At 68.7% G+C, this 22,041-nt stretch carries 23 protein-coding genes; 9 read left to right on the top strand and 14 right to left on the bottom strand.

The window, feature by feature from the left end:
* Positions 1 to 57: 57 nt before the first annotated feature.
* From ABLE93_RS10905 to ribA, 4 genes are all read right to left on the bottom strand, one after another.
* Entirely contained in the window at positions 58 to 546 is a 489-nt protein-coding gene (locus ABLE93_RS10905; RefSeq protein WP_348839827.1) for a DUF2269 family protein, read from the bottom strand.
* On the bottom strand, positions 546 to 1,838 hold the full coding sequence (locus ABLE93_RS10900) for an SDR family oxidoreductase (protein WP_348839826.1): 1,293 nt from the start codon (positions 1,836 to 1,838) through the stop codon (positions 546 to 548). The genes ABLE93_RS10905 and ABLE93_RS10900 overlap by 1 nt, the downstream gene beginning before the upstream one ends.
* Before the next feature lie 86 nt (positions 1,839 to 1,924).
* Positions 1,925 to 2,680 carry an SDR family oxidoreductase gene (locus ABLE93_RS10895; protein WP_348839825.1) on the bottom strand — a complete coding sequence of 252 codons (756 nt, stop codon included), beginning with the start codon at positions 2,678 to 2,680 and terminating at the stop codon, positions 1,925 to 1,927.
* Positions 2,681 to 2,768: 88 nt separating this feature from the next.
* On the bottom strand, positions 2,769 to 3,881 hold the full coding sequence (ribA, locus tag ABLE93_RS10890) for a GTP cyclohydrolase II RibA (protein ID WP_348839824.1): 1,113 nt from the start codon (positions 3,879 to 3,881) through the stop codon (positions 2,769 to 2,771).
* A gap of 135 nt (positions 3,882 to 4,016) precedes the next feature.
* Between ribA and ABLE93_RS10885 the strand changes: the two genes are divergently transcribed.
* The 4 genes from ABLE93_RS10885 to ptsN all read left to right on the top strand — a co-directional run bounded on the left by ABLE93_RS10885 (position 4,017) and on the right by ptsN (position 7,010).
* Complete coding sequence (locus ABLE93_RS10885; RefSeq protein WP_348839823.1) at positions 4,017 to 4,829, top strand: RibD family protein; 813 nt, start codon at positions 4,017 to 4,019, stop codon at positions 4,827 to 4,829.
* A gap of 16 nt (positions 4,830 to 4,845) precedes the next feature.
* Complete coding sequence (locus tag ABLE93_RS10880) at positions 4,846 to 5,337, top strand: cytochrome b (protein WP_348839822.1); 492 nt, start codon at positions 4,846 to 4,848, stop codon at positions 5,335 to 5,337.
* 327 nt (positions 5,338 to 5,664) lie between these two features.
* On the top strand, positions 5,665 to 6,249 hold the full coding sequence (gene hpf, locus ABLE93_RS10875; protein WP_348839821.1) for a ribosome hibernation-promoting factor, HPF/YfiA family: 585 nt from the start codon (positions 5,665 to 5,667) through the stop codon (positions 6,247 to 6,249).
* A gap of 296 nt (positions 6,250 to 6,545) precedes the next feature.
* The gene (ptsN, locus tag ABLE93_RS10870) at positions 6,546 to 7,010 is read left to right on the top strand and encodes a PTS IIA-like nitrogen regulatory protein PtsN (protein WP_348839820.1); all 465 of its coding nucleotides are present in this window, start codon (positions 6,546 to 6,548) and stop codon (positions 7,008 to 7,010) included.
* Positions 7,011 to 7,113: 103 nt separating this feature from the next.
* Here the strand turns inward: ptsN and ABLE93_RS10865 are convergent, their stop codons facing one another.
* The 6 genes from ABLE93_RS10865 to ABLE93_RS10840 form a co-directional block, all read right to left on the bottom strand.
* On the bottom strand, positions 7,114 to 7,386 hold the full coding sequence (locus tag ABLE93_RS10865) for a BQ00720 family protein (RefSeq protein WP_348839819.1): 273 nt from the start codon (positions 7,384 to 7,386) through the stop codon (positions 7,114 to 7,116).
* 41 nt (positions 7,387 to 7,427) lie between these two features.
* Positions 7,428 to 7,853 carry an Hsp20 family protein gene (locus ABLE93_RS10860; RefSeq protein ID WP_348839818.1) on the bottom strand — a complete coding sequence of 142 codons (426 nt, stop codon included), beginning with the start codon at positions 7,851 to 7,853 and terminating at the stop codon, positions 7,428 to 7,430.
* A 131-nt stretch (positions 7,854 to 7,984) separates the two neighbouring features.
* Positions 7,985 to 9,607 carry an FMN-binding glutamate synthase family protein gene (locus ABLE93_RS10855; protein ID WP_510183013.1) on the bottom strand — a complete coding sequence of 541 codons (1,623 nt, stop codon included), beginning with the start codon at positions 9,605 to 9,607 and terminating at the stop codon, positions 7,985 to 7,987.
* Between the two features lie 223 nt (positions 9,608 to 9,830).
* Complete coding sequence (locus ABLE93_RS10850; RefSeq protein ID WP_348839816.1) at positions 9,831 to 10,754, bottom strand: sugar phosphate isomerase/epimerase family protein; 924 nt, start codon at positions 10,752 to 10,754, stop codon at positions 9,831 to 9,833.
* Positions 10,755 to 10,839: 85 nt separating this feature from the next.
* Positions 10,840 to 11,595: a glutamine amidotransferase gene (locus tag ABLE93_RS10845; RefSeq protein ID WP_348839815.1), complete on the bottom strand. Its 756-nt coding sequence runs from the start codon at positions 11,593 to 11,595 to the stop codon at positions 10,840 to 10,842.
* A complete protein-coding gene (locus tag ABLE93_RS10840) occupies positions 11,576 to 12,058 on the bottom strand; it encodes a tellurite resistance TerB family protein (RefSeq protein ID WP_348839814.1) in 483 nt (160 codons plus the stop codon). The genes ABLE93_RS10845 and ABLE93_RS10840 overlap by 20 nt, the downstream gene beginning before the upstream one ends.
* 321 nt (positions 12,059 to 12,379) lie before the next feature.
* Between ABLE93_RS10840 and ABLE93_RS10835 the strand changes: the two genes are divergently transcribed.
* Both ABLE93_RS10835 and ABLE93_RS10830 read left to right on the top strand, forming a co-directional pair.
* Entirely contained in the window at positions 12,380 to 12,898 is a 519-nt protein-coding gene (locus ABLE93_RS10835; protein WP_348839813.1) for a PRC-barrel domain-containing protein, read from the top strand.
* A 176-nt stretch (positions 12,899 to 13,074) separates the two neighbouring features.
* Positions 13,075 to 15,915 carry a response regulator gene (locus tag ABLE93_RS10830; RefSeq protein ID WP_348839812.1) on the top strand — a complete coding sequence of 947 codons (2,841 nt, stop codon included), beginning with the start codon at positions 13,075 to 13,077 and terminating at the stop codon, positions 15,913 to 15,915.
* Between the two features lie 116 nt (positions 15,916 to 16,031).
* Here ABLE93_RS10830 and ABLE93_RS10825 read toward each other — a convergent pair whose 3' ends face one another.
* Both ABLE93_RS10825 and ABLE93_RS10820 read right to left on the bottom strand, forming a co-directional pair.
* Complete coding sequence (locus tag ABLE93_RS10825) at positions 16,032 to 16,334, bottom strand: ElaB/YgaM/YqjD family protein (RefSeq protein ID WP_348839811.1); 303 nt, start codon at positions 16,332 to 16,334, stop codon at positions 16,032 to 16,034.
* Between the two features lie 151 nt (positions 16,335 to 16,485).
* Positions 16,486 to 17,280, bottom strand: coding sequence for a response regulator (locus ABLE93_RS10820; RefSeq protein ID WP_348839810.1), 795 nt, complete (start codon positions 17,278 to 17,280; stop codon positions 16,486 to 16,488).
* 226 nt (positions 17,281 to 17,506) lie between these two features.
* On the opposite strand from ABLE93_RS10820, the gene ABLE93_RS10815 reads away from it, so the two are divergent.
* The 3 genes from ABLE93_RS10815 (at position 17,507) to ABLE93_RS10805 (ending at position 20,554) form a co-directional block, all read left to right on the top strand.
* The gene (locus ABLE93_RS10815; RefSeq protein WP_348839809.1) at positions 17,507 to 19,285 is read left to right on the top strand and encodes a sensor histidine kinase; all 1,779 of its coding nucleotides are present in this window, start codon (positions 17,507 to 17,509) and stop codon (positions 19,283 to 19,285) included.
* 217 nt (positions 19,286 to 19,502) lie between these two features.
* Positions 19,503 to 19,778 (top strand): con-10 family general stress protein, encoded by a 276-nt coding sequence (locus tag ABLE93_RS10810; RefSeq protein ID WP_348839808.1) that lies wholly within the window; start codon positions 19,503 to 19,505, stop codon positions 19,776 to 19,778.
* A gap of 236 nt (positions 19,779 to 20,014) precedes the next feature.
* Positions 20,015 to 20,554 carry a sigma-70 family RNA polymerase sigma factor gene (locus tag ABLE93_RS10805; RefSeq protein WP_348839807.1) on the top strand — a complete coding sequence of 180 codons (540 nt, stop codon included), beginning with the start codon at positions 20,015 to 20,017 and terminating at the stop codon, positions 20,552 to 20,554.
* A 23-nt stretch (positions 20,555 to 20,577) separates the two neighbouring features.
* On the opposite strand, the gene ABLE93_RS10800 is transcribed toward ABLE93_RS10805, so the two are convergent.
* Positions 20,578 to 21,012 (bottom strand): cupin domain-containing protein, encoded by a 435-nt coding sequence (locus ABLE93_RS10800; RefSeq protein WP_348839806.1) that lies wholly within the window; start codon positions 21,010 to 21,012, stop codon positions 20,578 to 20,580.
* A 4-nt stretch (positions 21,013 to 21,016) separates the two neighbouring features.
* Positions 21,017 to 21,790 carry a hydroxyacylglutathione hydrolase gene (gene gloB / locus ABLE93_RS10795; protein WP_348839805.1) on the bottom strand — a complete coding sequence of 258 codons (774 nt, stop codon included), beginning with the start codon at positions 21,788 to 21,790 and terminating at the stop codon, positions 21,017 to 21,019.
* Positions 21,791 to 22,041 lie beyond the last annotated feature (251 nt).

Here is a 22,041-nt window from a genome sequence, read left to right as displayed (position 1 = left end):
ATGCGAAAGGCCCCGGCACCGCCGGGGCCTTTTTTGTATGCCGTACCCGCGCAGGGCTCACCCGCCGAACGCAAGGACCGGGATGTCCGGCCGCGCCACCATCAGCCAGATGATGGCCAGCACCGCGGCGAACGCGGGAAAGCCGAAGGCGAACCAGATCCGGAACAGGCGGTGATACGCCGCGGGCAAGGGCCCGCCGGTGCGCGCCGCGGCGACGGCGAGGTCGCGCATGCGCATCTGCATCCAAACCACCGGCAGCCAAAAGAGGCCGGCGACGAGGTACAGCCCGATGGACAGCACGATCCACCCCTCTCCCAGGGGATAGCCGACGTCCAGGGCCAGCAGCACGCCGGTGACCGGCTGCGCCACCACCGCCGTGGCGGTGAAGAGAAAATCCGCCAGCACCACGATCCGCGCCACTGCGGCGATGGTCGCGGCCTCGCCGGTGCGGTGGGCGGCGACCATGAAGAAGGCGATGCCGGCCCCGGTGCCCAGCAGGACCGTGGCGCCGATGACGTGGAGATATTTCAGCACGAAGTAGGCCATCACCTGTCCCGCAGCGTCGCCAGCGCGACGGCATGAAGCGCCAGAATGGGCAGGATCTTCACCAGCGGTCCGAGCGGCTCCAGCCAGAGACGCGGTAGCAGCACGCTCGCCGCAAGCGTGTAGAACGCGGCAAGCCCCACACCCGCCCACAGGGCGGAGCGAGACGTGCGGCGCCAGGCGATGCCGATGCCGATGGCGAGGTCGGCGAGGGCACCGGCGACGGCCAGCGGTATGGCCATCGTGCTGGCGCCGGCCTCCCGCACAAGATCCGCGCCCCCGGCCAGGGCCGGCCCGAGCGAGATGAGGCCGGTCAGGACCCACAGCAGCGCCAGCACGCCGAGAGCCACCGGCTTCAGCAGATATAGGGCGGCGAACCATGTCTCCTGGACGCCCGCCGGCTCGGCCGAGAGGGCGCCGGCCAGGGATTGCGGGGCGATGCCGGTCACCGCCCCCCAGCGAGCCGGATCCCCTTGAGCCCCGCGGCGGATCTCCCGTAGGGCCGTGGTGCGCACGGGCGGGCGCCAGCCGAACAGCGCCGCCGCATCGCCCAGGCGGAACGCCAGCGCGGCCAGCAGCGGCGGAACCGTCACGGTCCGCGCCTCCGGCAGGCCGAGCCAGCCGCGATAGAGGCGGATCACATCGGCAAAGGAGAGGTGCTGCGGGCCGGCTAGATCAAGCACGAGGCGGGCCGGAGCGCCGGGGCGGAGAAAGAAGGCGACGGTCGCGGCGACATCGTCGAGCTGGACCACGTCGAGCGGCCCAGTCCCGGACACCACCGGCAGCACGGGCAGCGCAGCGAGGCCGCGGAACAGCGCGCTGCCGCCATAGGCCTGCCGGCCCACGACCACGGATGGCCGCAGCACCACCCAATCGAGATCGCGCGCCATCAGCGCCGCGTCGCCCGCCTGCTTGGTGCGGGTGAAGGCGGTGGCGGCCGCGCCGTCGAGCCCGATGGCCGAGATTTGCACGACGCGCCGGACGCCTGCCCCCTCGCACGCCGCCGCAAGGGCGGCGAGGGCATCCGCATGCACCGCCCGGACGCTCTCGCCGGGCGAGTCCTGCAGGATGCCGGCGCAGTTCACGACGGCGTCGAGATCGCGAAGATGGGGCGTCCAGTCCTGCGGCCGCGTCAGCCGGCCCATGTCGAGGGAGGCCCATGCGGCCGACGGCTGGCTCCGGGCGGCCGCGTCGACGCGGCGCGCGAAGCCGGTCACCCGGTGGCCATCCGCCAGCAGGCGGGCGACCACCGCCGCGCCGATGAGCCCCGTCGCGCCCAGCACCGCCACCCGCATGCCTGCCTCCCCGGCCGCCGGCCCGGATGCGCCGGCAGCCGACGGCATAGCGCGGCACACCCCGTGACGACCACGGGGTGCAGCCTTCAGCCGCGGCCGATGAAGGGCATCTTGGTGGCCATGATGGTCATGAACTGCACGTTGGCGTCGAGCGGCAGGCTCGCCATGTAGACTACCGCGCTCGCCACATGGGCGACGTCCATCACCGGCTCCACCTTGATGGAGAGGTCCGCCTGGGGCACGCCGGCCTTCATCTTCTGCGCCATGGGCGTGTCGGCATTGCCGATGTCGATCTGGCCGCAGGCGATGTCATAGGCGCGCCCGTCCAGCGAGGTGGACTTGGTGAGGCCCGTCATGGCGTGCTTGGTGGCAGTGTAGGGCGCCGAGAAGGGGCGCGGCGCCGAGGCGGAGATGGATCCGTTGTTGATGATGCGCCCGCCGCGCGGCTCCTGCGCCTTCATCACCCGGAAGGCCTCCTGGGTACACAGGAAGGGACCGGTGAGGTTGGTGTCCACCACCTGCTGCCACTGGGCGAAGGTGAGGTCCTCCAGCGGGATGGCAGGCGCCCCGGTGCCCGCATTGTTGAACAGCAGGTCGAGCCGGCCGAACTTCTCCACGGTGGCCGCGAACAGGGCGCGGACGGAGTCGGGATCGGTCACGTCGGTGGGCACGCAGAGGGTGGCGGCGCCCGGCATGGCGGCAGCGGTTTCCTCGAGCGCCTCGAGCCGGCGGCCGGCCAGCGTCACCGCATAGTCCGCCGCCGCCAGCGCCACCGCCACTGCGCGCCCCACGCCCGACCCCGCACCGGTAACGATGGCGACGTTCCGTCCTGCCTTGCCCATGCCCTTTATCCTCCCGGTTCATTTGGTCGGGCGGTATTAAATCGTTTTGAAGCAAGGAGACAACCCGGCGCAGCGCGAAGCGCCGCGATCAGTCGGGCGCGCGGGCGGCGAGGGCGTCGAAGTCGATGTAATGACCGGCGCGGTCGCGCTTGGAGGCGAGATACCGCACGTTCTCCGCCGTCGGCCGCCCATGCACCCGCTGATCGGCGACAACGGCGAGGCCGGCCACCTTCAGCGCCGCGATCTTCTGCGGATTGTTGGTGAAGATGCGGACCGCACTGACGCCCAGCTGGCGGAGCATGGCGGCGGCGAAGTCGAACCGGCGCTGATCCAACTCGAAGCCGAGCGCCGCGTCGGCGTCGTAGGTGTCGTAGCCTTGGGCCTGCAGCGCATAGGCGCGCATCTTGTTGGAGATGCCCGTGCCCCGGCCCTCCTGATCGAGATACAGCAGGATGCCGCCTTCGCCCTCGGCCATGCGGCGCACCGTGTCGCGCAATTGATCGCCGCAGTCGCACTTGAGCGAGCCGAAGAGGTCACCGGTGAGGCAGGCCGAATGCAGCCGCACCGCCACCGGCCTCGACAGGTCGGGCCGACCGACGATGATGGCCACCTGGTCGCGCAGCCCCTCGCCCCCGCGGAACACCACGAACTCGCTATCCGGCGCGCCCTCCAGCGGGACGGGCGCCCGCGCCACGATGGCGAGACGGGCGGCCTGCGCCGCGCGATAGGCGCGCACGTCGGATGCGGCCACGTGGAGCAGATCGGCGACCGCAGCCTCCGGCAGCACGCACACCACCGCCGCCGGCAGGAGCAGGGCCAGGGCCAGCAGTTCGAGCGCCGTGGCCTCCAGGGGATCGGCGGGTGTCACGGGGCCGTCCACGCTGGCATCGGCGCGCAGAGCGAGGCGGGCCACCCGCGCGGGATCCAAAGGCTGGAGCGCGATGGCGCCCGCCTGAGCCCGGGGGGCACCCATCTTCAGGAGCCGGGGCGCCGGCAGCACGAGTCGCGTCTCGGCGGCGCCGGCCGCCTCCAATCCCTCTGCGGTACGGTCTCCGAAGGCCTCTGCGGGAAATGCCACGATCGCGGCGCTGTCGGCCTCGATCACCACGCCGCGGCCGGCGCGGACCTCGCCGAGCGCCCGCTCGACTGCGAGCTCGCCCGAACTGCGACCGGCGCCGAGACCATCAATCACAGGTGACATAAGGGGACCTTTCGGCGTGGAACGGGGCGCGGCACGGCAAAAAATCGATCTGCGGCAGCGTCACACCCGTAACACCCTTCACAATCGAGCGTTCCTGATGATGCTGCCCCCATTCTCTACGCCAAGCGAGAAACGATGGATGACAGGACCACGCGGCCCAGGCCGCACGAGGACGCTTCCGCCCGCTCGCACATGGCGATCGCCGGCCGCCAGAACAAGGGTGCGCCGCCGGTGGTGATCGCCCAGCTCGGCCAGTCGCTGGACGGGCGGATCGCCACCCCTTCGGGCGAATCGAAATACATCAACGGTCCCCACGCCCTCGATCATCTGCACGCGCTGCGCGCCTCGGTGGACGCGGTGGTGGTGGGCGTCGGCACCATCTGCGCCGACGATCCGCTCCTGACGGTGCGGCGCGTCGCGGGCCGCCATCCCGCCCGCGTGGTGATCGACCCTACGGGGCGCGCGGATCCGGCCGCGCGCTGCTTCCGCAATGACGGCACCCGCCGCATCGTCCTGCGCCGGACTGGCGTGGATGCGCCTGTCGCGGATGGTGTGGAGGTGGCGGCGCTGGACGGCGACGGCCCCTTTGCTCCGGCGGCGGTGGTGGCGGCGCTCGCCGCGCGGGGGCTGGCCCGCATTCTGGTGGAAGGCGGCCCGTCGACGCTTTCGGCCTTCATGGAGGCGGACCTCGTCGATACGCTTCACGTCTTCGTGTCCCCGGTCATCCTTGGTGCCGGGCGCATCGGATTGAGCCGAAAGGCATGCGACACTTTGGCTCAGGCGCTTCGCCCGACCGCGCATGTTCAGCTGTTCGCCGACGGTGATGTGCTGTTCCAGTGCGACCTGAGACGCGCCGCCCCTGCGGCCTCGGGCGCGCCGGACGAAAGGGAGGCGCAGCTCAGCGATGAACACCCCGGCCAATCTTCATCCCTACGCGTCGCCGGCTAGGTGGATCCACTGGATCATGGCGATCCTGGTGATTCTGGTCATCCCGGCTGGCTTCACCATGATGAACATCGACTCAGGCCCGACCCAGGACCGGCTATTCGATCTCCACCGCTCCATCGGCTTCACCATCCTGTGCCTCGCGGTGGTGCGCGTGGTGGTGCGCATCCTGAACCCGCCGCCGCCCCCGCCCGAGGGGATGCCGAAGCTCATGTGGACCGTGGCGCAGATCGTCCACTACGCGCTCTATGTCCTCATCTTCGTCATGCCCGTGCTGGGCTGGCTCGCCTCCAATGCCTTCGGTTCCGCGGTGAGCGTTTTCGGCCTGTTCACCCTGCCCACCATCGTCGGCAAGGACGACGCCCTCGCTGACCTCTTCGGCGAGTGGCACGCCCGCCTCGGCTTCGTGATGACCGCCCTCGTCCTCATGCACATTGGCGCCGGCCTGTTTCATGGCGTGCTGCGACGGGACGGCGTGCTGTCGCGCATGTGGCCCGGGCTGTCCCGCTGAGGCGGCGGCGCCTTCAGCCCCCGGCGGATGGGAGCTCGCCCGGCACGTGGTCCGGGACGGCGCTCCCGGATTTCTGAACCCCGCACGCGGGGCGCCTCCGCGCCTTAAGTCCTCCCCCTGTGGGTCTGCCGATTCCCGGGTCTTGCGGGGCACGGGGACCACTGGCCGCGGTCCGGCAGAGAACGGCGGGGCCGGCCCTGAGTTGGCTCGATTCCGGCGCCCTGTTTCCGTTGACATGCCGGCGAAGCACTCCTACCACTTATCAGGCCGGCCGGTTTGCAATGCAGGATGGTCTCTTCGGAGACCGTTCAGAGGGGATCAAATCGCATGGCCCTACGCGTGTCCGGAAAGAATATCGACGTGGGCGAAGCCCTTCGTCAGCGTCTCACCGAGCGGGTCTCGGACGTCCTCGCCAAATATTTCGACGGCGGATGGTCGGGACACGTGACCGTCACGAGAGACGGGTCCGGCTACCGCTCAGAATGCATGCTCCACCTTGATTCGGGCGTGAACCTCCAGGCGCATGGCAATGCGCAGGATGCGAACTCGTGCGCCGACGTGGCGGTGGAGAAGATCGAGAAGCGGCTGCGGCGCTACAAGCAGCGCCTCAAGGACCGCCACGGCCACGGCAATGGCAATGGCGCGGACTACGCCGCCCAGAGCTACGTGCTCAGCCCGGCCCCCGAGGCGGAGACGGAGGAGGAGCTCGCCGGTTGGAGCCCCACCGTCGTCGCCGAGCAGGTCACGCGCCTTCGGACCCTTTCGGTGGCCGACGCCGTTGTGGAGCTGGACATCACCGGCGCGCCGGTGGTCGTCTTCCGCCATGCCGGCCACGGACGGGTCAGCGTCGTCTACCGGCGTCCCGACGGTCATGTGGGCTGGATCGACCCGGCGGCGGAAGAACTGCACTGAGGCCACGGCCTTCCCGCGGCGGTTCGGGCCGATCCGGCGGAATGTAATTCCTCTGGATAGACCCGCCGCCGCGCCATAACGGACAGCTCCGGCTTGAGCCGGGAGCACGATCCCATTAGATGGGGCCTTGAATTGGGGAGGCCGCGCTCACGGCCTCCCGGGAAGGGCGACCTTCCAGCGTTGAACCAGGGACGAGCGGACGACAGGAGGCGCGGGTCGCCTCCTCCTTCACGTTTCGGCCAGTTTGATCTGCCGCTTAATACGAGCCTCGGCCGCTCGCCGCAGGGATCCGATCAATGCCGCTCGCCGACCTTCTTCCCGCCGAAGCAGTGTTTCCAATGCTGCGGGCGAGCAGCAAGAAACAGGCTCTCCAGGAATTGTCGCACAACGCCGGCCTGCTCATGGGCCGCGACCAGCGGGAGATTTTCGAGACGCTGCTTCAACGCGAGCGGCTCGGCTCCACCGGCGTCGGCAACGGCATCGCCATCCCCCACGGCAAGCTCTCCGGCCTCACGCGCCTGTTCGGCCTGTTCGCGCGGCTGGAAAAGCCCATTGACTTCGAATCGCTGGACGGGGCGCCGGTGGATCTCGTGTTCCTGCTGCTCGCGCCCGAAGCCGCCGGCGCCGACCACCTCAAGGCCCTGGCGCGGGTTGCCCGCATGCTGCGCGATCCCGAGGTGGTGGAGAAGCTGCGCGCCACGCGCGATGCATCCGCCATGCACGCGCTTCTCACCGCCTCCTCGGCCTCCAACGCCGCTTGAGCTGACTCACGCCGAGGCCGGCCTGAAGCGGCTCACGCCGCAAGCGCCGCGCCTGGCGAGGCGCGCAAGATGACCCCCGCCGCGCGGGCGAGGGGCCAAGGCATCAGTGGACGCTGACGGTCACCAGTTCGTGCTGCATGGCATTGGCCAGCGCAGCCTCACGGCTGTCCGTGAGCAGGATGGGCGTGCCGTCGGCCGCATGGAGCGTGAACAGCGTCATGCCGGGCGCCAGCTGGGGCGCCTGCGGGAAGAGCGAGGCCACGTCTTCCGAGCGGATCGAACGCACATAGGCGATCTCGCCGCCGCCGAGCCCAGCGAGGGCCTCGGGGGTGATGTCTCCGGGGGTGGTGACCTGATGTTCGGTGTCGTGTGTCATGTCGTTACTCCTCACTCGTGGCAACGCCGGCAGGCCTCCGCTCACGCGCGGGAGACGATGTCGATACGCTTGGCGTGGCGCGCAGGTTCCGGTCTCACCAGATCCACCGAAAGCAGACCGTTGGTCAGTTCGGCTCCCAGCACGTTCATGCCCTCCGCCAAAACGAAGGTGCGTTGGAACTGCCGGGCGGCGATGCCCCTGTGAAGGAAGGTCCGTCCCTGCCCATCGTCGACCTGACGGCCCCGGATGGTCAGCTCCTTTTCTTCCAGCACGACCTCGAGCTGCTCCGCCGTGAAGCCCGCCACCGCCAGGGTGATCCTGAGGCGCAGCGGCTCTCCGGCGGCTTCGATCCTCTCCACATTGTAGGGAGGATACCCGTCCGCGCTCCTGGCCACCCGGTCGAGCGCACGCTCGACCTCGTCGAACCCCAGGAGGAAGGGGGACGACAGGGAAGACATCCGCGACATCGGTCAAAGCCCTCGTCAAGCGACTTTGCATTGCCGGGCACGCACCTATCCGGCCGTGCCCGCCGGGACCCTTGCGGCATCCCGACGAGGCTCATATGGGAATCGCCTTCGCGCCCCGCAAGGCGCGGGCGTCACGCGGCGCGGCGGGGTCCGACGACCGCCCGCGGGGCGAAGCTGTCGGCATCCGCCGCCGCCCATTCCGGGGCATAGGGCGTCTCGTCCGGCGCATCGAGCAGGGCGCCAGAGGCGAGGAAGGGATAGATGCGGTCGAGGGGTTTCACCTCGATGGGGCTCACCCGGTGCCAAACATGATGCGGCAGCAGCTCGCGCGGATGCTCCAGTCCCGCCGCCGCCACCAGCTCGGCGAGGGCGTGCAGGGTGTGGTGATGGTAGCTCGCCACCCGCTCCGCCTTCTCCGGCACCACGAGGCCCCGCTGGAGGTGCGGGTCGTTGGTGGTGACGCCGGTGGGGCACGCCCCGGTGTGGCAGCGCATGGACATCACGCAGCCCAGCGAGAACATGAAGGCCCGGGCCGCGTTGCACCAATCGGCGCCGATGGCCATGTTTGCCGCCATGGAGAAGCCGGAGGTGACCTTGCCCGACGCGGCAAGCCGCACCTCCTGCCTCAGGCCGGTGCCCACGAGGGCATTGCGCATCAGGATGAGCCCCTCGCGCAGCGGCATGCCCAGATGATCGGCGAGTTCGTGCGGCGCCGCGCCGGTGCCGCCCTCCGAACCGTCCACCACCACGAAGTCCGGGCGAATGCCGGTCTTCACCATGGCCTTCGCCAAGGCGAAGACCTCGCTCGGGTGGCCGACGCACAATTTGATGCCCACCGGCTTGCCGCCGGACAGCTCGCGCAGCAGCGCCACGAACTCCATCATCTGCGCCGGGGTGGAAAAGGCCGAATGGCGCGACGGCGAGATGCAGTCCTCGCCCATGGGGATGCCGCGCGTCTCGGCGATCTCCGGGGTCACCTTGGCCGCCGGCAGCACGCCCCCGTGGCCGGGCTTGGCGCCCTGGGAGAGCTTGATCTCCACCATCTTCACCTGATCGTCGGCGGCGCGCTCGGCGAAGCGCTCGGGCGAGAAGGTGCCGTCGCGGTTGCGGGCGCCGAAATAGCCGGAACCCAGCTCCCAGACGATGTCGCCGCCATGGATGGCGTGGTAGCGCGAGAAACCGCCTTCCCCGGTGTCATGGTAGAATCCGCCGGTGCGCGCACCGAGGTTCAGCGCCTCGATCGCATTGCGGCCGAGCGAGCCGAAGCTCATGGCCGAGATATTCAGCACCGAGGCGGAATAGGGCTTGGTACAGGACGGCCCGCCGACGGCGACCCGGAACGGCTCGCGCGCCACGGGCGCGGGGGCGAGCGAATGGGTCATCCACTCGTATTCCGCGGCATAGGTGTCGAGCTCGGTGCCGAAGGGCTGGCGGTCCTCCTCGTTCTTGGCCCGCGCGTACACGATGGAGCGATCCTCGCGATTGTAGGGTCGCTCGGAGAGGTCGTCCTCCATCAGATACTGGCGCAGGTAGGGCCGCAGGGCCTCGAAGATCCAGCGCACCGAGCCGATCACCGGATAATTGCGCAGCAAGGAATGCTCGGACTGGGTGACGTCGAACACGCCCACCAGCACCAGCGGGAACAGGATGCAGAAGGCGATGAGCCAGTCCTGGTGCACCACGAAGGACAGGACGAGGGTGAGGAGCGCACCGGCGATGAGCGCCAGGAACACGCTCCAGCGCTTCAGCAGCATGCTGCTGCTGGGAGAAAGTAAAGCATGCTCGGCGCTGCCGGGCGGCGGGCTGTGGGCGGCGTGGGGATCTGTGGCGACGGGCATGGTGGGGCTCCTCCGGCGCCAAGCTAGATCATCTGGCGTGCGAGCGAAGCCTCCGGCGCGAAAAAGTCCGGGAATACAAAGATCTGAATTTCGCGCTGCACAGTGGGAGGCAGAGCCGCCCGCCGCAGCGCAAACCGAGTCAGGTCGCGGCCGGCGTGTGGAAGGCGAACTTGTCTGCCAGCGCCCGCAGTAGCGGGATCTGGGCCGGCAGCTCGGACCAGTAGCGCCGATGAAGCTCAAGATTGACCACCGTCCCGGCGGCGAGGCGGCAGCGGCGGGCCACGTCGTCCCAGTCGATTCCGCCCCAGCCGAGCGGGAGGTGCAGGTCGCCCTCGCCGAGGGCCAGCCGCTCGCTCTCGTCCATGATCCAGCTCTCGGCCGGCCGGCCGAAGCTGTCATGAACGTGCACATGCCGGGCGTAGGGCGCGAGGGCAGCGATCTCGGCGGCGAAATCCGCCCGCGCATCGCTGGCCCTCAGCCAGGCGTGGCTGACGTCGAGGGTGGCGCGCACGAAGGGATGGTCGATGGCGTCGATCTCGCCGGCGAGGCGCGAGGGCAGCGCCGTCTCGCGCATGGGCTCGAAGCGGAAGATGTTCTCCACGCAGAGGGTAACGCCCTGCGCCGCCGCACGGTCCCCGGCGCGGGTCAGCGCCTCGCGCTGGCGCGAGTAGGCCACCGCCACGTCGTCGTCGCCTCGGATGCAGCCGGAATGAAGAACCAGCGTGGGCGCGCCGAGGGCGCCGGCCACGTCGATCATGGCATCGAGCAGCGCCGCGTGGCGGGGCAGGTGCGCCTTGGGCGCCATCAGGTTGATGGCGAGCGGGCCATGCACCGTATAGCCGAACGGCCGTTCCCGGGTCATTCGCACCAACCGCTCCAGGCGATCGGGACGAACCTCCCCGTTCACCACAAGCGTCCAGGCGAAGGCGGGCAGCTCGACGAAATCGACGCCCAGCGCCTCCGCCTCGTCGAGCTTGGCGACGAGGTCCTCGAACTCCGGCGACCCGGAACGGATGGAGTATCCGACGCCGCGGATCGGCGGCAATGGCGAGCGGGCATCCATGGCGACATCTCCTCGGCGGTTTTCCGGCGAGGGTACAGCTCATCCATGACAGCCTTACGCAGCCCCGCTTGGGGGGCGGGACGTGTCAGCGCCGATCCGCCCCACCGGTGGGCGCGGCTGGCGCATCGGGAGAGAAGACCGTGTCCAGGAAGGCATCGAGCCAGCGGCACACCGCCGTATCGTAGCGCCCCCAGCCTTCCAGGTGCGCAAGGCCGGGCTGGGCGCCGGGCCGGCCGAAATGATGGGCACCGATCTCGGTCCACTGGCACATCATCTCGCGCGTGACCTCGGGGTGGAACTGCACCCCGAAAGCGCGGCCATGGCGAAACGCTTGGTTGGGAAACGCCTCGCCGGTGGCGAGCAGCTCGGCACCCGTGGGCAGATCAAAGCCTTCCGAATGCCAGTGGTAGACGTGGCTCGGCCACGGCATGAGGGCGGCGCCCACCTCGGTGGGCGCAAGAGGGTAATAGCCGATCTCGCACGTCCCCTCAGCGTGGGGCGCGACGCGGGCACCGAGGGCGCGGGCCAGCAGCTGGGCGCCGAGGCAGATGCCGAGGCTCGGCACGCCGGCCGCGAGCGCCAGCTCCATCAGGCGGATCTCGTCCGCAATGAAGGGGGCCTCGTCATTGGCACTCATCGGCCCGCCGAACACCACGACGCCCGCGTGGTCACGGAAGCTGTCGGGGAGCGGGTCGCCGAGCGCGGCGCGGCGAATGTCGAGCTGATAGCCGCGGGCGATCAGGCGCTCGCCGATGCGGCCGGGGGTCGAGCGCTTCTGGTGGAGCACCACAAGGAGGGTGTCGCCGGCGCCGGCCGGCGCGTCACTGGTCGCCCTGCTCACTGCCCGTTTCCGTCTCCTCGCGCACCTCGCGCCGGATGCGGATGCGGTCCCGCGAGCCAACGTTCAGCAGCTCGGCCGCGCGCCACACCAGATTGTCCTCGAACTCGGTGAGCCCGCCGTCGGAATAGGCCACCTCGAACATCATCTCCACGATACGCCGGCGGCCCTCGTCGTCCAGCGCGCGGTTGAGCACGCTGGTGAAGGCATAGAGGTCCACCGCCTCGGCATCCTTGGCGATGGCGAGCTCCACCAGCGCCTCCGTCGCCGCCGCATCGAGCGCGAAACGGCTGGCGAGGATCTGCTTGAGCACGGCGTGCTCGTCGGCCGTCACCGACCCGTCGATGGACATCACGTGCACCAGCAGCGCGGCGGCGGCTAGCCGGTAGTCGCCCTCGTCGAAGGCCGACGCCTCGCGGTGGCCGCCGGTGATGTCGGTGATGAAGTCGGACAGGGTACGGAACATCGCCTCAGATCCTGGCTCGGGGCTCGTTCGCCTGTGCCATGCAAGCTCAAACCGCGCAAGGGCTGCGGGCACTTGCCAAAGCTGATGCGCTGCAGCGCCGGAGCAGCGCGAACTTGATGGGAACCGAGCGTAGGGGAGCGAGTTTACTCCACAGCGGAGACAAGAGAAACCTTGTCACTGCTCGCTCAACAAGACTGTGCGAGCGTTCAGTTTCTCACAGAAGAGGCAGTTGCGATCTCGGCGACACCGCTGGATTGCCGGTGTTTCTTCAGGCTTGAACAGAGCCATTCGCCCCGAACACGTTTCCATCAGGAGGAAGTTATGAAGAAGATGTCGATCTACGCTGCCGCCGCTGCGGCTCTTCTTTCCACCACCGCGATGGCTCAGCAGGCCACCACGCCTGCCACCCCCGCCACCCCGGCCCCGACCGCCCAGATGGCGCCTTCCAGCACCACCAATGCCGCGTTCGTGAGCACCCAGGCTGCGAACCAGTTCATGGCGTCCGACCTCATCGGCATGACCGTGTACGGCAGCGCCGACGAGAACCTCGGCGAGATCAACGACCTGCTGGTCGATCCGTCGGGCAATGTGGTCGCGGCCGTGATCGGCGTCGGCGGCTTCCTCGGCATCGGCGAGAAGGACGTGGCCGTCCCGTTCCAGGCGGTCGAGGTGAGCCGCAACTCCGACGGCAAGCAGAAGATGGTGCTGCGCAAGTCCAAGGACGAGCTGAAGGCGGCCCCCACCTTCGCCGAGTATGAGAGCGCCCCGGCCACCACCGGCAGCGTGAACCGTCCGGTCGGCACCCCGGCCACCACCACCCCGCCTGCCACCAACCGCTGATCCGCGGTCGGCCCAGACAATCGTTACGCACGGGTGCGGGGGCCTTTAGGGTCCCCGCACTCCGCGCGTGTCGGGTCCGGGCGTAAGGGACGGCATAAATCATTGCACGCGCCCGACGGTTGAACCCTGCGGATCATCGGGGGCATGGTGGCGGCCCGATCGCCGCAGGAGCTTCGATGGACCTGCCCACCCGTGGCCCGGCCGGCCTCTTCTTCCGCATTATTGCTGAACCGCGCCCATTGTGGTGGCGGCTTGCCTTCGCGGCGGGAGTGCTGGCGGCCGCCTATCTGCTGCGCTATGCGCTGAGCCTCTGGTTTCCCCACTTCCCCCCATTCCTGTTCCAGCTTCCGGCCGTGATCGTGGTCGGCCTGGTCTGCGGTGCCGAGGTGGGGCTCGCGGCCATCGCCGTTCTTCTCGTTGGCAACGGCGCATTTCTGCCGGACGGAGACGGGGCCGCGCGCGTCACTGCCATGGTGACGCTGTTTTCCTTCGCTTTGAACGCGGTTGCGGTCTGGATCATCGCTACGCTCATGCGCCAGACGGTGCGGCGGCTTGATCGCGCCCACGCGGCGCTCCTCGCCGCCGTGTCCGAGCAAACCACCGTATTGGCGACGCTCGAAGCGCTGCTTCAGCATGCGCCGGTGGGATTCGCCTTCTTCGACTCTGATCTGCGCTTCATCCGCGTCAACGAGATGCTCGCCCGGATGGTCGGCATCCCGGCCGCGGAGCATGTGGGCCGGTCCCTGCCCGACATGCTGCCGCAGCTCGCGGATGCGGTGACGCCGGCGCTGGAGAAGGTGCTCGCGACCGGCGCGGTCGTCGCCGACGTCGAACTGGAAAGTGCCACCTCCGCCGCGCCCGGGGTGTGGCGGCATTTTCTCGTGAGCTATTTCCCCGTGCGGACGGTCGGCCAGTCCATCAGTCTCGTCGGCATGATCGTGGTGGAGATCACCGAGCGCAAGAAAGCCGAGCGCGCCATTTCCGAGAGCGAGCAGCGCTATCGCCTCCTCGCGGAGGCCCTGCCGAAGATGGTGTGGACCTCCAAGCCCGACGGCGCGGGCGACTATTACAACCACCGCTGGTCCGAATATACCGGCGTCGAGCCGCCCCCCGGCGAGGTCCGGGAGTGGCACGATTTCCTGCATCCCGAAGAGCGCGAATGCGCGCTTACCGCCTGGAAAGAGTCCCTCGCAAAGGGCAGCCCCTTCTCGCGCGAATGTCGCTTCCGGGCCCAAGACGGCACCTATCGTTGGTTCCTGTGCCGCGCCGTTCCGGTGCGCGACGACGATGGACAGGTCGACCGCTGGTACGGCAGCTGCACCGACATTTCCGAGATCGTGTCGGCGCGCGAGGCGTTGGCGCGCAGCAATGAGGATCTCGAACGCCTCGCTGCCGAGCGCACCGCCGAACTCGCCGAAGCCAACACCCGCCTCAAGCAGGAGATGGATGAGCGGCTGCGGGCGGAATCCCAGCTGCGCCAGGCGCAGAAGATGGAGGCCGTGGGCCAGCTCACCGGTGGCATCGCCCACGATTTCAATAATCTTCTGACCGTCATCATCGGCAATCTCGAAGCCGCCGAGCGCCGCGTCCCCCCGGAGGCGCAGGACATCCGCCGCTTCCTGGATTACGGTCGGCAGGGCGCGCTGAGGGCCGCCATCCTCACCCAGCGCCTGCTCGCCTTCTCCCGCCGCCAGCCCCTCGACCCAAGGCCCACCGACGTCAACCGGCTCGTCACCGGCATGTCCCACATGCTGCGCAGCGTACTCGGCGAACGGCTGATGGTGGAGACCGTGCTGGCGGGCGGTCTGTGGCGGACCGAGATCGACCACAACCAGCTGGAGAACGCCATTCTCAACCTCGCGGTGAACGCCCGCGATGCCATGAGCGACGGCGGCAAGCTCACCATCGAGACCGCCAACGCCTATCTGGATGACGCCTATTGCGCGGCGCACGAAGACCTGTCGCCCGGCCGCTACGTGGCGATCTTCGTCAGCGATACCGGTCTCGGCATGTCCGAGGATGTGCGTGCCCGGGCGTTCGAGCCCTTCTTCACCACCAAGGGACCGAAAGACGGCACCGGCCTCGGCCTCAGCCAGGTGTATGGCTTCGTCAAGCAGTCCGGCGGCCACGTCATGATCTATTCCAAGCGCGGCGAGGGCACCACGGTGAAGCTCTATCTGCCGCGCCTGGAAGAGAGCCCGACTGCCGACCCGCCGGCCGACGCCGCCGAGAGCGCCGATCCCACGGGCGTCGAGACGGTGCTGGTGGTGGAGGACGACGACGAGATCCGGGCCATGACCTCGGCCAACCTGCAGGAGGCCGGGTACAAGGTCATTGAGGCTCGCGATGCCGCGACCGCGCTCCAACGGATCGACGAGGGCCTTCACCCCGACCTGCTGTTCACCGACGTGCGCCTCGGCGACGGACTGGACGGGCGGGCCCTCGCCGACGAGATGAAGCGCCGCCTGAGTCGGCTGCGGGTTCTGTTCACCACCGCCTTCGCGCCGAACTCGGTCATTCATCAGGGCCGGCTGGAGCCCGGCGTGCGGCTCCTCACCAAGCCGTTCACCCAGGCCGAGCTGGTGGCCAAGGTGAAAGGCATGCTGGAGGAGCCGCCCCTGCGCGGCGACGTGTTGCTGGTGGAGGACGAGCCCTTCGTGGCGCTGGTGGCGAGCCAGATCCTGGAAGACAACGGCTTCAAGGTCACGGTGGCGTCGCACGGCGAGGCGGCGCTGGCTCACGCACGCACCGCGCGGGCCGATATCGGCCGCGATACGCTGGTCCTCGCGATTGTGGATATCGGCCTGCCGGACATGCGGGGAGAGGAAGTGGTGCGGCGCCTCGGGGAGATCGCCCCCGACCTGCCGGTCATCATCGCCACCGGCTACGCGACGGCGGAATTGCAGGTGGAGCTCGACAAGCGGCCGAACATCTGCGTCGTCGCCAAGCCCTACGATGGCGCCGCACTGCGCGGTGCGCTGGAGCGCCTGGGCTTCCGCATGCTGCCCGACGCATAAGGCCGTCTGCCGTTCTGGCGTTCGACGGTAGAAAATAAAAAGCCGCGGCGCATTGCAGCCGCGGCGGGAAAAACGTTTCGGCGGCGGAGGCGGCGGAGAGCCGCCCCCGGCCGGGTTCAGCGGCGCAGCAGGATCTGGCCGAGGATGACGCCGACGCCGGCGGCGATGGCGCAGGCCTTGATGGGCTGCTCACGAATGCTCTCGCGCAGGGTCACGACCTGGCCTTCGGCCCACTCGGTCATATCGCTGGCGGCGCTCTCGGCATCGCCCTTGGCGCCCTTCATCGAATGCTTGGCAGTCTTGCCGAGGCTATCGAGCAGGCGGGCGAAATCGGTCCGGAGCTGATCGACGTCGCTCTTCACGTCCGTCAGGCTGGGCTCGGGGGCCGGGGTGCTCACGATCTGCGGCTTGTCAACCATGGTTATCTCCGCGGGGTGTTGGGTCTGGCGGGCGCGATGCGCCGCTCGGGAGTGTAACGACGGGAGGGGCGATTGCGTGCCGCAGGAAAATCACCGGCTTCGCCTCGCCCCAGGGCGCAGCCAGCCCTCGGCTGGCGACGCCCTGCGCGCCTCACGCGGTGCGGGCGGCGGCGACGCCCTCCGGCAGGGCCTTCGCCTCGTGGAAGAACAGCGCCTGGGCGATGGTCGCCTTGACTGTCTCGGTGAGGAAGGGCTTGGTGATGAGGTAGGTCGGCTCCGGACGCTCGCCGGTGAGCAGGCGGTCCGGGAAGGCGGTGATGAAGATCACCGGCACGTTGAAGCTCTCCAGGATCTCGGTGACCGCCTCGATTCCCGACGAGCCGTCGGCCAGCTGAATGTCGGCCAGCACGAGGCCGAAATTGCCCGCCTTGGCCAATTCCACCGCCTTCGCATGGGTCGGGGCGACGCCGACCACTTCGTGGCCGAGCTCCGCCACCAGCGTCTTCAGATCGAGGGCGATGACCCACTCGTCCTCGATGATGAGAACGCGGGTCGCGATCTGGCGGTCGATCTCCCGCTGCGCCGCGACCACCTGGGCCTCCACGTCAGCGATGCTGCCACCGAGGATGTTGGCCGCCTCCGCGAAGGAGAAGCCCTCCATGGCGGTCAGCAGCAGGGCGACACGGGAGCCGGGGTCCATGGCCTGAAGCCGCGCATCGGCCCGCGACGGCACCGCGCCGCCGGCTGGCTGGTGATTCCAGACCTCGTGGAAGGCCTTATAGAGCGCGACGCGCGGAGACACCGCCGCGTCCACGGTCACCTTGCCGTCGAGGATGGCCTGGAGCGTGTTTTGCACGAGCAGGTCGCCGGCGGACTGCGATCCCACCAGCGCGCGTGTGTAGCGGCGCAGGAAAGGCAGCTGCTTGACGAGCGAGTTGGAAGCCATGCGAAAATCCCTCGAGGCTGAAATGACGGAAGGCCAAGCTCGGTAACGCTTGCGTGCGCAAGAAGTTCCTTACAGAGGGAACTCCGACCCAGACATGTGCATTATACTCGCTGCCCGGGCGCGCTGCAGCGACACGTTTGGGCGAGGTGAGGGTTTTGGGCAAGGGTGGCGCCAATGCGGGCCGCCCCAAGGGCGAACGTACCCGCAAGGCCGCGGCGGAGTGACGATGGATCTTAACAAGGCGCAGGCCGCAAGGGCACGCCACAAGGAGCGCAACGCGATCTTCGCCTCCGCAGCCGGCCAGCCCAGAACACTCTTCGACAGCGTCCGGCGTCGCCTGATCCTGGTCGTCATGATCGCGCTCGCGCCCATCGCGGCCCTCAACATCATCCAGGGCGTGATCCAGCTGCATAATGCTCAGGAAGACGCGCGCCAGCGCTTGTTGCAGCGTGCGCTTGCCGCCGCGGCGTCCCAGCAGAACATCATCGCCTCCACCGAGAACGTGCTCTACGCCCTCAAGAACGTGGACGAGGTGCGCAGCTCCGGGCCGACCTGCATGGCGACATTGCGCGGCGCAACGGTCAGCCTGCCATTCGTTGCGAACATCGGCGTGATCAACGCCGCCGGAGAGGTCACATGCGCGGCGCTGCCCCTGTCCGAGCGCCGGGTCGGCAATGACGCGTGGTGGCAGGCCGCCCTGCGCCAGCCCGGCTTCAGCCTGACCGGCCGCGTGCATAGCCCGGCCGCGAACAAGGACGTGCTGGTGGGCGTGCTGCCCCTGCGCGACGCCGCCGGCCATCTGGAAGGCGCCCTGGTCCTCGGCATCGAGATCAACTGGCTCGACAATCTGATGAAGCAGCAGGTGCAGCCGTCCGACGGCATCGTCGCGGTGTTCTCGCCGCGCGGCGAGGAGCTGGTATCGAACGCGCGTGCCATGAGCTCGGCGCTGTTCGAGCCGACCCAGTTCGGGCCGGGCGGCATCGGCGCCAAGGGCGCAGGGCTTTACGAGGGCATCGACCCGTCCGGGCGGAGCTGGACGTTCGCCACCGCTCCCCTTGGCCGGGACGGGCTGGTGGTCGCTTTCGCCTTGCCCTCCGACCAGTTGTTTGGATGGACGCTGGTGACGGTGGCGGCGAGCTTCGCGCTGCCGGCGCTCATCATCATCGCCTCGCTGATCGCGCTGTGGGTCGCCGTGGACCGCATCATACTGCGCTGGCTGCTGTATCTGCGCCGGGTCACGGCGGTTTATGCGCAGGGCCATTACGGCTTCCGCCCGACGCGGCTCGACGCAGCGCCCAGCGAATTCCGCGTGCTCGGCCATTCGGTGGAGAACATGGCCTTCGCCGTGCGCCAGCGCGACGCGCGGCTGCGCGAGAATCTCGCCGAAAAGACCGCGCTGGTGCGCGAAATCCATCACCGCATCAAGAACAGCCTCCAGGTGGTGGTCAGCCTTCTCAGCCTCTACGGCACCGGCATGGGCAAGGGCGAGGATCGCCGGCGGTTCGACCAGCTGCGCACCCGCGTCAACACCCTCGCCCTGGTGCACCGCATCCTTTACGAGGCGAGCGATGGCTCCCAGGTGCGTCTGCGCGAGCTGCTGCGCGAGCTTGCCTCCCTCATCGAGGGCAGCACCGACCAGAACCTGCGCATCTCGGTGGAAGCCCAGGAGGTGCGTCTGCCCACGGACATGGCGGTGCCCCTGGCCCTCATGGTGGTGGAGCTGGTGCTCAACCTCACCGTTCCCGATCGTGCCACCTCCACCGTCGTGCTGCTGCGCGGCAGCCTTGCGGATGGGCGCCTGAGCCTCGTTCTGTCCGGCGCGGCCGTGGCGCGGGAGGAGCAGCCCGGTGCGGTCAGCCTTGCATCGGGTTTCGCGTCCCAATTGGGGGGAACGTTGACCCGGGGGCGCGACGAAAGCGGCGAGAACCTGCTGATTTCGGGCGATTTCCCTTGTCCGGCAGCCACTTCCCCCGATACCGCCGGCCACGCTGCCGGCCACGCCTAGGCGACCTCCGGTAAACCTGCGCCGTGATCGGAACCGGAGCGCGTTTGCCTTCGTTTCTCAGACAGGTCGATCCGAGCAGCTTGCGCCGCAGGCCGGACGTCCACTGGTTTCGCTCCCTGATACCGGGCGCGGATTCACATCACGCCGATCCGACCCGATCGGATCCGGCTCTGGGAGCCGCTCGACGGCACCGATCCAATTTGGAGGAACAGAGCAGATGGACAAGGCTCGATCCAAGGGCACGTCCCAGCGCGGGTTTGCGGCAATGGATGCCGAGAAGCAGCGCGCCATAGCGCGCAAGGGCGGCGAAAGCGTCCCCGCCGAAAAGCGGAGCTTCTTTCAGAACCGCACGCTTGCCGCCGAGGCCGGCCGCAAGGGTGGACAGAGCGTCGCCGACGAGCATCGCAGCTTCTCTCGCGATCGCACCCTCGCTTCGCAAGCCGGCCAGAAGGGCGGGCAGAAGAGCGGCCAGTCGACCGGGACCCCCGAATAACCTACATCAGGTTATGGGATCTTCCCCCGATGGAACCCGGGCATCGCCCCCGACGTTGATCTCATGGTCGCGCTCAAGCGGCGAGGCCGCTGCCCTGGAGGGCGCCGAAGCTTGGAAGCCCTGCTTCGACGCTTCTGCCTCTTCCAAGGCGGGCTGCCACAAAATGCTCACCGATTGCCGGAAAGAATAGGGTACCGATGGATCTGCCCGCGGAAAGCGAAAGGGAACGTCGCGAGATGGACGCTGCCGCCCTGCGCACGCAGGTGCTGGAATTCCTCCCTGCCCTGCGCGCCTTCGCGCGGTCGCTGACGCGGAACCGCACGGAAGCCGACGATCTGGTGCAGGAGACGCTCCTCAAGGCGCTGTCGAACATCGACAAGTTCGATCCCGGCACGAATTTGCGGGCTTGGCTCTTCACCATCCTGCGCAACACCTATTACACCGAAATCCGCAAACGCCGGCGCGAGAACGACGGAATGTCTGCGCTGGCGCAGCAGGACACCAACATCGGTCCCAGCCAGGAATGGTCGGCGACCCTGACCTCGCTCAAGGATGCGCTCGCCCAACTGCCGGACGACCAGCGCGAGGCGCTGGTGCTCGTCGGCGCGGCGGGCCTCTCCTACGAGGAGGCGGCCGACGTCTGCGGCTGCGCTCTAGGTACCATCAAGAGCCGCGTCAACCGCGCCCGGGCCAAGTTGCTGGTGCTCATGGGCGCTGATGCCACGGCCGACGTGGTCGAAGGCGACGCCATCGCCATGTCCGCGGCCCGCAGCTAAACCTCAGCCTTCCCATAAGGTCCTCAGCCCGGCTCGAAACCCGGCTGAGCAAGTTCGAAGCCGGCAAAGTCGAAAGCTGGTGCCACCGTGCACCCCACCAAAGTCCACGCCCCCCGGCTTTCAGCCGCTTGCCAGGCATGAGGCGGAACAACGCCCTGCGGGCGTTCGCCCGCGGCGAGGTTTGATCCGAGGATCAGATCGCGCTTGCCGGACGAGTCGGCGATGCGAAGCGTCAGCGGCGCGCCGGCGTGCCAATGCCACACCTCGCTCGCATCGACGCGATGCCAATGCGAGCGCTCCCCCGCCTTCAGCAGGAAATAGATTGCGGTCGACGCGCCGCGCCCGCCGCCGGGCGCCGTGTCGCGGAAGGTCTCACGGAAATGCCCGCCCTCGGGATGGGGCGAGAGCTCGAGAAGGGCGATCACCGCATCGGCCGAAAGGCCTTCGATCTCGGCCATACTCTTAGCCCCTGAAATTGTTCTTGCGCAGCCTGAGCTCGGTGAAGACCTCGGCCGGGTCCGCGCCCGCCATCCCGAGGCGCTCCGCCATGCCCACATCGTCAGCGCGCAGGAAGGGGTTGGCGAGGAGCTCGTCGACAAGCGATGAGGGAATCGTGGGCTCGCCTTTCGCCCGCCGGGCCTGCGCTTCGGCGAAGAGTTCGGCCAGCCGCGCGTTGTCGGGATCGACCGAGAGGGCGAAACGCGCGTTGGCGAGGGTATATTCATGCCCCGAGAAGAGGGTCAGGTCCTCGGGCAACGCCCGCAGGCGCTGGAGCGAGGCCCACAGCACCGGCGGATCGCACTCCAGCGGGCGGCCGCAGCCGAGCGTGAAGAGCGTGTCGCCGGCGAAGAGGAGCTTTTCGCCGTCGAACAGGTAGGAGGCGGGACCCGCCGTATGTCCCGGCGTCTCCAGCACCCGCCCAACGAGCGACCCCACCGCAACGGGATCGCCGTCCACCACGGCCACGTCGAGGCCGGGGATGTTCGCGGCCTCCGCCTTCGGCCCCACCACCGTGGCGCCGTAGCGCGCCTTCACCGCCGGCACGCCCTGGGTATGGTCGGCGTGGTGATGGGTGACCAGGATGTGGGTGAGGTTCCAGCCCTCCTTGTCGAGAGCGTCCATGACCGGTCCGGGCTCCGGCACGTCTACAACGGCCGTCGCCTCCGTCACGGGATCATGGAGGAGCACGGCGTAATTGTCTTCGAGGCAGGGGACGATGCGGATATCGGCCGGCACAGTGTCAGTCTCCGAACGGAGGAATGCCAAGGAACGCGCAGCCTGAGGCCGGGTCGGCGCGGGCCGCAGGCGGAACGGACGGCGGCGGGCGGGTTGCGGACCCGCGGCGCATGATCCTCTATTAGGCTCAATTAGCATTAGCTATGCACGCAGGTCTAACACTCAGCATTCCCCCGGCTGCGGCGAGGACCGCGCGGGGTGAAGGAGCGCGCGGGAGGACGGCGAGGTGATACCACCGCAGGTAGCTGTCG

Origin of the sequence: Xanthobacter pollutisoli (genome assembly GCF_040044995.1) — a bacterium.
Lineage (GTDB): Bacteria > Pseudomonadota > Alphaproteobacteria > Rhizobiales > Xanthobacteraceae > Xanthobacter.
This window is presented reverse-complemented; position numbering and strand designations above follow the sequence as displayed.